At 68.7% G+C, this 8,879-nt stretch carries 9 protein-coding genes; 8 read left to right on the top strand and 1 reads right to left on the bottom strand.

Going from position 1 to position 8,879, the window contains the following annotated elements:
- The 5 genes from phaE to D588_RS0103310 form a co-directional block, all read left to right on the top strand.
- The coding region (gene phaE, locus D588_RS23890; RefSeq protein ID WP_017914967.1) for a class III poly(R)-hydroxyalkanoic acid synthase subunit PhaE at positions 1–889 on the top strand (889 nt) is incomplete at its 5' end.
- Entirely contained in the window at positions 886–1,962 is a 1,077-nt protein-coding gene (locus D588_RS0103325; RefSeq protein ID WP_017914966.1) for a class III poly(R)-hydroxyalkanoic acid synthase subunit PhaC, read from the top strand. The genes phaE and D588_RS0103325, both read left to right, overlap by 4 nt.
- A gap of 49 nt (positions 1,963–2,011) precedes the next feature.
- Entirely contained in the window at positions 2,012–2,395 is a 384-nt protein-coding gene (locus D588_RS0103320; protein ID WP_043083256.1) for a DUF5329 family protein, read from the top strand.
- A 28-nt stretch (positions 2,396–2,423) separates the two neighbouring features.
- Complete coding sequence (locus tag D588_RS0103315) at positions 2,424–2,624, top strand: PspC domain-containing protein (protein WP_026143324.1); 201 nt, start codon at positions 2,424–2,426, stop codon at positions 2,622–2,624.
- A complete protein-coding gene (locus tag D588_RS0103310; RefSeq protein ID WP_017913022.1) occupies positions 2,621–3,076 on the top strand; it encodes a hypothetical protein in 456 nt (151 codons plus the stop codon). Before D588_RS0103315 ends, D588_RS0103310 begins: the two co-directional genes overlap by 4 nt.
- 150 nt (positions 3,077–3,226) lie before the next feature.
- Here the strand turns inward: D588_RS0103310 and D588_RS0103305 are convergent, their stop codons facing one another.
- Positions 3,227–4,438 (bottom strand): FAD-dependent oxidoreductase, encoded by a 1,212-nt coding sequence (locus D588_RS0103305; RefSeq protein ID WP_017907885.1) that lies wholly within the window; start codon positions 4,436–4,438, stop codon positions 3,227–3,229.
- A 177-nt stretch (positions 4,439–4,615) separates the two neighbouring features.
- On the opposite strand from D588_RS0103305, the gene D588_RS0103300 reads away from it, so the two are divergent.
- From D588_RS0103300 to D588_RS0103290, 3 genes are all read left to right on the top strand, one after another.
- The gene (locus D588_RS0103300) at positions 4,616–4,831 is read left to right on the top strand and encodes a hypothetical protein (RefSeq protein WP_017907884.1); all 216 of its coding nucleotides are present in this window, start codon (positions 4,616–4,618) and stop codon (positions 4,829–4,831) included.
- 144 nt (positions 4,832–4,975) lie between these two features.
- Positions 4,976–6,541 (top strand): hybrid sensor histidine kinase/response regulator, encoded by a 1,566-nt coding sequence (locus D588_RS0103295; protein ID WP_230979331.1) that lies wholly within the window; start codon positions 4,976–4,978, stop codon positions 6,539–6,541.
- Between the two features lie 96 nt (positions 6,542–6,637).
- On the top strand, positions 6,638–8,879 hold a 2,242-nt coding region (locus D588_RS0103290), incomplete at its 3' end, for a Tex family protein (RefSeq protein WP_017914962.1).

The following is an 8,879-nucleotide window of genomic DNA, read 5'->3' as shown; positions in this document are numbered from 1 at the left end:
CGACTGGCTCGGCGCGATGCAGCAGGTGGCGGCGCAGTTCGCCGGTCGCGACGCCAGCAGTACCGACGTCGCCGACGCCTGGAAGCGACAGGTACAGGGTCAACGCGAGCAATTGCTGCAGTGGCTGCTGGGTGCGGTGCGCGGGGCCGGCCAGGCCGGGATCGACCCGTGGCTGCAGCAGGCGGCGCAGTGGCTGCAGGGCCTGCAACGCGACAGTGGCCCATGGTTGCAGATGCCCGGGTTCGGCCCGGCGCGCAACCACCAGGCACGCTGGCGGGCGCTGGCCAAGGCCCAGCAGGACTATCAGGCGCAGTTGCAGGCCTATCTTGGGCTGCTGCAGGGCGCCATCGACCGCGCTTTCGGCCTGTTCGAGGAGAAGCTGCGCGCGCACGAGGATCCGGGCCGGCAACTGACCAACGCGCGGGCGATGTTCGACCTGTGGATCGACGCGGCCGAGGAAGCGTATGCGGCGGCCGCGCTGTCGCCGGAGTTCCGCCAGGTCTATGCCGACGTCGCGAACGCGCAGATGCGCCTGCGCGCCCTGCTGCAGCGCGAGACCGAGCAGGTGTGCGAGCAGGTGGGCCTGCCCACGCGTACCGAACTGGATGCCGCGCATCGGCGCATCGCCGACCTGGAACGGCGGCTGCGACGACTGGAGCGCGGCGAAGGGCAGGGCGCGACTGCCGCAGCCGGACCTGCACCGGTTGCCACGGCCCCGGCTGCGCCGCAGAAAAGCCCCAGGAAGACCGCGGCCAGGTCGGCCCCTGCGCGGGCGGCAGCCGCCGCGCCCAAATCCAAATCCAACGCCGCCACGCCAGCGAAGGCCACGCCCGCCGCCACGTCGCGGCGGGCCGGGACCACGCCGGCGGCACGCCGGAGTCGCGCATGAAGGGACCGCTGAGTTTCAGCAGCGACGATCTGGTCCAGGAAACCCTGGAGCTGCAGCGCAAGCTGCTCGAAGGTCTGCGCGTGCTGCCGGGCCTGGACACGGTGGACTACGGCACCACCGCGCGGCAGGAAGTGTGGCGCGACGGCAAGGTGGTGCTGTACCGCTTCGTCGGCGAACGCCCGCCCACCGCCAAGGTGCCGCTGCTGATCGTCTATGCCCTGGTCAACCGTCCGTACATGGTCGACCTGCAGGCGGACCGCTCGCTGGTGCAGGGACTGCTGGCGCTGGGCGAGGACGTCTACGTACTCGACTGGGGCTACCCGGACCGTTCCGAGCGCTACCTGACGCTGGAGGACTACCTGCTGCGCTACATCGACGGCGCGGTGGACCACCTGCGCGCGGCCGGCGACGGCGCCCCGGTCAACATGCTCGGCATCTGCCAGGGCGGCACGTTCTCGCTGTGTTACTCCGCGCTGCAGCCGGAGAAGGTGCGCAACCTGGTCACCATGGTCACCCCGGTGGATTTCCACACCCCGGACAACATGTTGTCCAACTGGGCGCGCCAGGTCGACGTCGACCTGTTCGTGGACACGCTGGGCAACGTGCCGGCGGACCTGATGAACGTCAGCTACCTGATGCTCAAGCCGTTCCGGCTGAACCTGCAGAAGTACGTCGGCCTGCTCGACATCCTCGACGATCCGCGGGCGCTGGAGGACTTCCTGCGCATGGAGAAATGGATCTTCGATTCGCCGGATCTGGCCGGCGAGACCTTCCGCGAGTTCGTCAAGCAGTTCTATCAGGACAACGCGCTGATGCACGGGCGCGCGCGCATCGGTGCGCACACGGTGGACCTGGGTCGGGTCACCATGCCGGTGCTCAACGTCTATGCCGAGCAGGACCACCTGGTGCCGCCGGACGCGTCGCGGGCGCTGCGCGGCGTGGTGGGCAGCCGCGACTACGCCGAACTGAGTTTCCGCGGCGGCCATATCGGTATCTACGTCTCCGGCCGCGCCCAACGCGAAGTGCCGGCGGCACTGCATCAGTGGCTGGCCGAGCGCGATGGCGGGCACTGAGCGCCAGCGGCGACGCGTCGTGCCGCCAGGGGCGCCTCTTGCTGGCGTCGTGTTGGCGGTGGCGGTGGCGCTGGCCTGGCTGAGCGTGGAGCGCGGCATCGCTGCGCCTGCGGCCGCGGCCGACCGTGAAATCCGCGGACTGCTGGCGGTGTTGCAGTCCTCGCCGTGCCGATTCCAACGCAACGGGACCTGGTACTCCGGTCGCGAGGCCGAGGCGCATCTGCAGCGCAAGTATGCGGCACTGCGTTCGCGCGACCTGGTGGACAGCGCCGAGCAGTTCATCGCGCGCGGCGCCAGCCGCAGCAGCGTCAGCGGAAGCGCCTACCGTGTCGCCTGTCCTGGCCGGCCGGAGCAGGAGGCGGCGGCCTGGTTCGAGCAACAATTGGCGGCATTGCGCCGTCACGCCGCGCCCGCGCCGGCGCGCGTAGAGTGAGCCAGCCGCCGTCGCTGGAGCCGCTGCCATGTCGCAACCCCGTTCGCTGTCGCGCTCGTTGAACGACCGCATGATCGCGGGCGTGATGGGCGGGATCGACCACCGCTTCGGCTGGAATGCGACCCTGCTACGGGTGCTGTACGTGGTCGGGTCGATCGTCTCGGCCGCCTTCCCCGGCATCCTGGTCTATCTGATCCTGTGGCTGCTGATTCCCAACGAAGCCGATTGACGCGGCCGCTGTCGCGGGTCTGGCGCCGTGCCGGCATCGCCGTCGGCGTTCTCTGGACCTCGCCGAACACTGTCCTGGGCATGCTCGTCGGGACCATCGCGCTGGCCTTCGGTGCGCGCCTGCGCTTCAGCCGACGCGAACTGGCGCTGGTGTTCGAACGCGTGCCGATGCGGCCACGCGGGGCGATGACGCTGGGCAACGTGATCCTGCTCAGCGCAGACGATCTGGACGTGGCCTGCGCCACCTACGAACACGCTGCCGGTCGTTGCCGGCATCCTGCGGTACGGCTCGGCGACCACGAACGTGCGCACGTGCTGCAGTACATGCTGCTCGGGCCGCTGTTCCTGCCGGTGTACCTGGCCTGCGGCGGGGTCAGCGTGCGCAATCCATTGGAACGCGCCGCCGATCGCTATGCGCTGTACGGTCGGGGTTGGTGGCCGGGGACGGGTTGAGCGCGTGGCGTCCGCAAACCGCTGCTTTCGCAATGCACGACGTTGCCGCCCAGGAGCGGCTTCAGCCGCGACGGGCTTTCCCGGGAACGCCCCGGTCGCGGCTGAAGCCATTCGTACGGATGTACCAGTGGTGCTTGTTGGTGGCTCGGGTCAGTCGAGCCGGGAAAAACCGAACAGGCGCTTGAGCGGGTGCGCATGCCGCTCGATCTGGGCGCGCAGCAGGCCGGCGCCGATCATGCTGTAGGTGATGCCGTTGCCGCCGTAGGCCATGGCGAACTGCACGCGCGGGCCGTGCTGCGGGTGCGGGCCGAAGAACGGCAGGCCGTCCTCGGTCTCGGCGAAGGTGCCGGCCCAGGCGAAGGTCGGCTGCAGCTCCAGTCCCGGCATCACCTTGGCGATCTTGCGCGACAGCGTGCGCGCCTTGCTGTCCACGCGCGCGTCGCGGCGCGCCGGCACGTCCACGCTGTCGTCCTCGCCGCCGGCGACGATGCGGCCGTTGCCGGTGCTGCGCAGGTACAGATACGGCCGCGCACTTTCCCAGATCATGGTGTCGCGCAATGGGCCGAGGACGGAAGGCTCGAGCGGGTCGCTGACGAAGGCGTAGCTGCTGCGGTTGCGGGCCACGCGTTGATCCAGCCAGTGCTGGTTGGCGTAGCCGGCGGCCATCACCACATGGCCGGCGCGCACCTGCGCGCCCTGATCGGTGTGCAGGGTCACGCCGCGGCCAGTGACCACGATCCGCGCGATGCGGGTGCGGTCGTAGACGCCGACGCCGCGTCGGAAGGCGCGGCCGAGCAGGCGATAGGTGAGGCGGTACGGATCCACCCGTGCCGCCTGGTGGCTGAGGATCGCGCCGTGCGCCTGCAGGCCGTAGTCCGCGTCCAGCGTCTGCGCGTCCAGCCATTCCACGTCCAGGCCGTGTCGCGCGCGCACTTCCAGTTCTTCCAGCAGCACCCGCACGTGGCGGCGTTTGCTGGCGTAGTACAGGCTGTCGTTCCAGCCGAAGTCGACATCGCGCAGCGGCCGGACCAGGTCGCGCAACTGCTCCAGCGCCTGCGCGCAGGCGCCGTAGGCGAGGGCGGCGGCAGGTTCGCCATAGCGCTTGGCCAGATCGATCAGATGGGTGTCGATCTCGTACTGCAGCAGGGCGGTGCTGGCCGCGGTGCTGCCCCAGCCGATGTCGCGCTGCTCCAGGACCGTCACGGCATGCCCGTGCGCGCTCAGTTCTTCGGCGATCAAGGCGCCGGTGATACCGCCGCCGACGACCGCGACATCGCAGCGCACGTCGTCGCGCAGCTGCGGAAAGCTCTGCATCAGGCCGTTGCGGACCGACCAGAAGGGATAACCGCTCTTGAGATCCATGACGCCCCGGCGCAGAAAGGATGTGCGACTTAGGCGCAGGTCCGGTTAAGTCCGCGTGAGCCGCCGCGGACGTCATGTTCGGGCAAACAGCCGCGATTAATCTCGGTGCAGAAGTCCCTCACATGGCGCTGTGTATGGTGCGCGCCAGTTCCACGAATTCCCTGTATAGGAAGCGTCATGTCGGTCGTTCTGTATATCGGTGGCAGCAAGGACGGAGAGAAGGGCGTCGTGCCCTACGGGTTCCGCAAGTCCATGAAGGAAACCGAGGCAGGCCCGGAGATCTATGTTGAGCGCGTGCTGGCATTGAGCGATCGGCAGGTGCGGATCATGGCGCTGGAGTCGCTGCAGGACGATATCGTGGTAGAACGCTTGCACAGGTATTATTCGCGTTGACGCCGGCGTGCGAACCCCGGTGTGGCCGCCCGCCTAGGCGGGCCAGCGACGGTTCGCATCGACCTGCCACCGACCATGCCCGCACCAGAAATCAGCAACACCTCGGCGCCGCCGACGACCGTCGACCCGAACGCCCCCACCGACATGTCCAATCAGCGCAGCGATATCTTCTTCGCTGCGGTGCAGACCACGCGCATGCCGATGATCGTGACCGATCCGCGGCAGCCGGACAATCCGATCATCTTCGTCAACCGCGCGTTCCTGGAAATGACCGGTTACGGTCGCGAGGAATTGATCGGCAATAACTGCCGCTTCCTGCAGGGACCGGACACCGATCGCGAGACCGTGCGCAGCGTCCGCGACGCCATTACCTCGCATGACGAAGTGGCGGTGGAGATCCTCAACTACCGCAAGGACGGTTCCAGCTTCTGGAACGCGCTGTATATCTCCCCGGTGTATGACGACCGCGGCGAGCTGGTGTATTTCTTCGGTTCGCAGCTGGACGTCAGCCGTCGCCGCGATGCCGAGGACGCGCTGCGTCAGGCGCAGAAGATGGAGGCGCTGGGCCAGCTCACCGGCGGCATTGCGCACGACTTCAACAACCTGCTGCAGGTCATGTCCGGGTATCTGGAACTGATCGAGCACGCGGTCGAGAGCGACCCGCTGAATCCGTCGCTGCTGCGCAAGAGCGTGGACCGCGCACGCGATGCCGCCGGCCAGGCCGCACGCCTGACCCAGCAGCTGCTGGCGTTCGCGCGCAAGCAGAAGCTGGAAGGACGCGTGCTCAATCTCAATGCCTTGGTGGCCGGGATGAGCGATGTGGCCGAGCGCACGCTGGGCGACGGCATCGCGTTCTCGCTGGAGCTGTCGCCGGACCTGCGCAACTGCCGGATCGACCCGACCCAGGCCGAAGTGGCGCTGCTCAACATCCTGATCAATGCGCGCGACGCCATGGCCGACCAGCCGGCGCCGCGTCTGGTGATCCAGACCCGCAACGTGTCGGTGCGCGCGGACGAACCCACCACCTACGACAACCTGCTGCCTGGCCACTACGTGTGCGTGTCGATCACCGACAACGGCAGCGGCATGCCGCCGGAGGTGCTGGCGCGCGTGCTGGATCCGTTCTTCACCACCAAGGAAGAAGGCAAGGGCACCGGCCTGGGCCTGTCCATGGTCTACGGCTTCGCCAAGCAGTCCGGCGGTGCGGTGCGCCTGTATTCGGAGGAGGGCCACGGCACCACCGTGCGCCTGTACTTCCCGATCGACGACAACGTCGAGAACATGGCCCCGCGCGATTCGCGCACGCGCCGCCCGTTCGATCGCCAGGGCGACGAGACCATCCTGATCGTCGAGGACCGGCCGGACATCGCCGAACTGGCGCGCCTGTTCCTGGGCGACCAGGGCTATGCCACGCACGTGGTGTACAACGCGCGCGAGGCGCTGGAGCTGCTCGACACCGGCGTGCACGTGGACCTGCTGTATTCGGACCTGATCATGCCCGGCGGCCTCAATGGCGTGATGCTGGCGCGCGAGGCGCGGCGGCGCCGGCCCAAGATCAAGGTGCTGCTGACCACCGGCTATGCCGAGTCCTCGATCGAGCGTACCGATGCCGGCGGCAACGAGTTCGAGGTGCTGGCCAAGCCGTACAACCGCCAGGAACTGATCCGCAAGGTGCGCATGGTGCTGGACGGGCCGAACGGCGTCACCTGACGCCGCCAGCTTGGCGCGCGCCTGTCAACGGGTTCCCCGGCGGCGCGCGCACTGCGAAAATGCGGGTTTTCCGCAAGGCGGCTTCGGCCGGACGCAATGCACGACACTCAGCTCGCCCAGCAGATCGCCAACACCATCGCCGCCGAGATCGGCGCGCAGCCGGCGCAGGCGCGCGCCGCCATCGCCTTGCTCGACGAGGGCGCCAGCGTCCCGTTCATCGCACGCTACCGCAAGGAAGTCACCGGCGGGCTCGACGACACCCAGTTGCGCAACCTGGAAGTGCGCCTGACCTATCTGCGCGAACTGGAAGAGCGCCGCGCCGCGGTGCTCGCCAGCATCGCCGAGCAGGGCAAGCTCAGCGACGAACTGCGTGCGGAGATCGTCGCCGCCGACACCAAGTCGCGGCTGGAAGACCTTTACCTGCCCTACAAGCCCAAGCGGCGCACGCGCGCGCAGATCGCCCGCGAGGCCGGGCTGGAACCGCTCGCCGACGGCCTGCTGGCCGATCCGAGCCAGGTGCCGGAAACCTTCGCCGCCGGCTTCGTCGATGCCGACAAGGGTGTGGCCGACGTCAAGGCCGCGCTGGAAGGCGCGCGCGCGATCCTGATGGAGCGCTGGGGCGAGGATGCCGCACTGGTCGGCGAACTGCGCACCTGGCTGGGCGAGGTGGGCGTCATCCGCGCCCGCGTGGCCGAGGGCAAGGAGCAGGAAGGCGCCAAGTACCGCGACTACTTCGATCACGCCGAAGCACTGGCCAAGATTCCTTCGCACCGGCTGCTGGCGCTGTTCCGCGCGCGCCGCGAGGAGATCGTGTATCTGGAACTGGATCCCGGCAGCGAGGCCGAAGCCGGCCACCAGTACGCCGAAGGCCGCGTCGCGCTGCGCGCCGGCATCGCCAACCAGGGCCGTCCGGGCGACCGCTGGCTGCTGGATGCCTGTCGCCTGACCTGGCGCGCCAAGCTGCACATGCACCTGCTGCTGGACCTGTTCAACCAGGCGCGCGAAAAGGCCGAAGCCGAGGCGATCGCGGTGTTCGGCGACAACCTGCAGGACCTGATGCTGGCCGCGCCGGCCGGGCCGCGCGTGACCCTGGGCCTGGACCCGGGCATCCGCACCGGCTGCAAGATCGCGGTGGTCGACGCCACTGGCAAGCTGCTGGCCACCGACACCATCTATCCGCACGAGCCGCGCCGGCAGTGGGACCAGTCGCTGCACACGCTGCGGCAGCTGTGCACGCAGCACGGCGTGGAGCTGATCGCGATCGGCAACGGCACCGCCAGCCGCGAGACCGACAAGCTGGCTGCGGACTTGATCAAGCAGAATCCGCAGCTGAAGCTGGAAAAGATCGTGGTCAGCGAAGCCGGTGCCTCGGTGTATTCGGCGTCCGAGTTCGCCGCCAAGGAGTTCCCGCAGCTCGACGTGTCGCTGCGCGGCGCGGTGTCGATCGCGCGGCGCCTGCAGGATCCGCTGGCGGAACTGGTCAAGATCGAGCCCAAGGCGATCGGCGTGGGCCAGTACCAGCACGACGTCGACCAGTACCGCCTGGCGCGGGCGCTGGACGCGCGGGTGGAGGACTGCGTGAACGCGGTCGGCGTGTACGTCAACACCGCCTCGGCGGCGCTGCTGTCGCGCGTGTCCGGGCTGTCGTCGAGCGTGGCCGAGAACATCGTGCGCCACCGCGACGACAACGGCCCGTTCAAGCGCCGCAAGGACCTGCTCAAGGTGCCGCGGCTGGGCGACAAGACGTTCGAACAATGCGCCGGCTTCCTGCGCATCGCCGATGGCGAGGAGCCGCTAGACGCTTCGGCGGTGCACCCGGAAGCCTATCCGGTGGTGGAGCGCATCGTCGGTGCCACCGGCAAGCCGATCAAGGCCCTGATCGGCGACGGCGGCTTCCTGCGCGGCCTCAAGCCGGACCAGTTCACCGACGAGAAGTTCGGCCTGCCGACGGTGCGCGACATCCTCAAGGAACTGGAAAAGCCGGGCCGCGATCCGCGCCCGGAGTTCAAGGCGGCGCGCTTCGCCGACGGCGTGGAGGACATCAAGGACCTCAAACCGGGCATGGTGCTGGAAGGCGTGGTCAGCAACGTCGCCGCCTTCGGCGCGTTCGTCGACATCGGCGTGCATCAGGATGGCCTGGTGCACATCTCCGCGCTCTCGGACAGCTACGTCAAGGATCCGCGCGACGTGGTCAAGGCCGGCGACATCGTCAAGGTCAAGGTGCTGGAAGTGGACGTGGCGCGCAAGCGCATCGCGCTGACCCGGCGCCTGGACGACACGCCGGCGCCGGCGCGTCCGACCGACCGCGACCGCGACGCACGTGGCGCCGGCGGCCCGC

Origin of the sequence: Xanthomonas sp. SHU 308 (genome assembly GCF_000364645.1) — a bacterium.
GTDB lineage: Bacteria > Pseudomonadota > Gammaproteobacteria > Xanthomonadales > Xanthomonadaceae > Xanthomonas_A > Xanthomonas_A sontii.
This window is presented reverse-complemented; position numbering and strand designations above follow the sequence as displayed.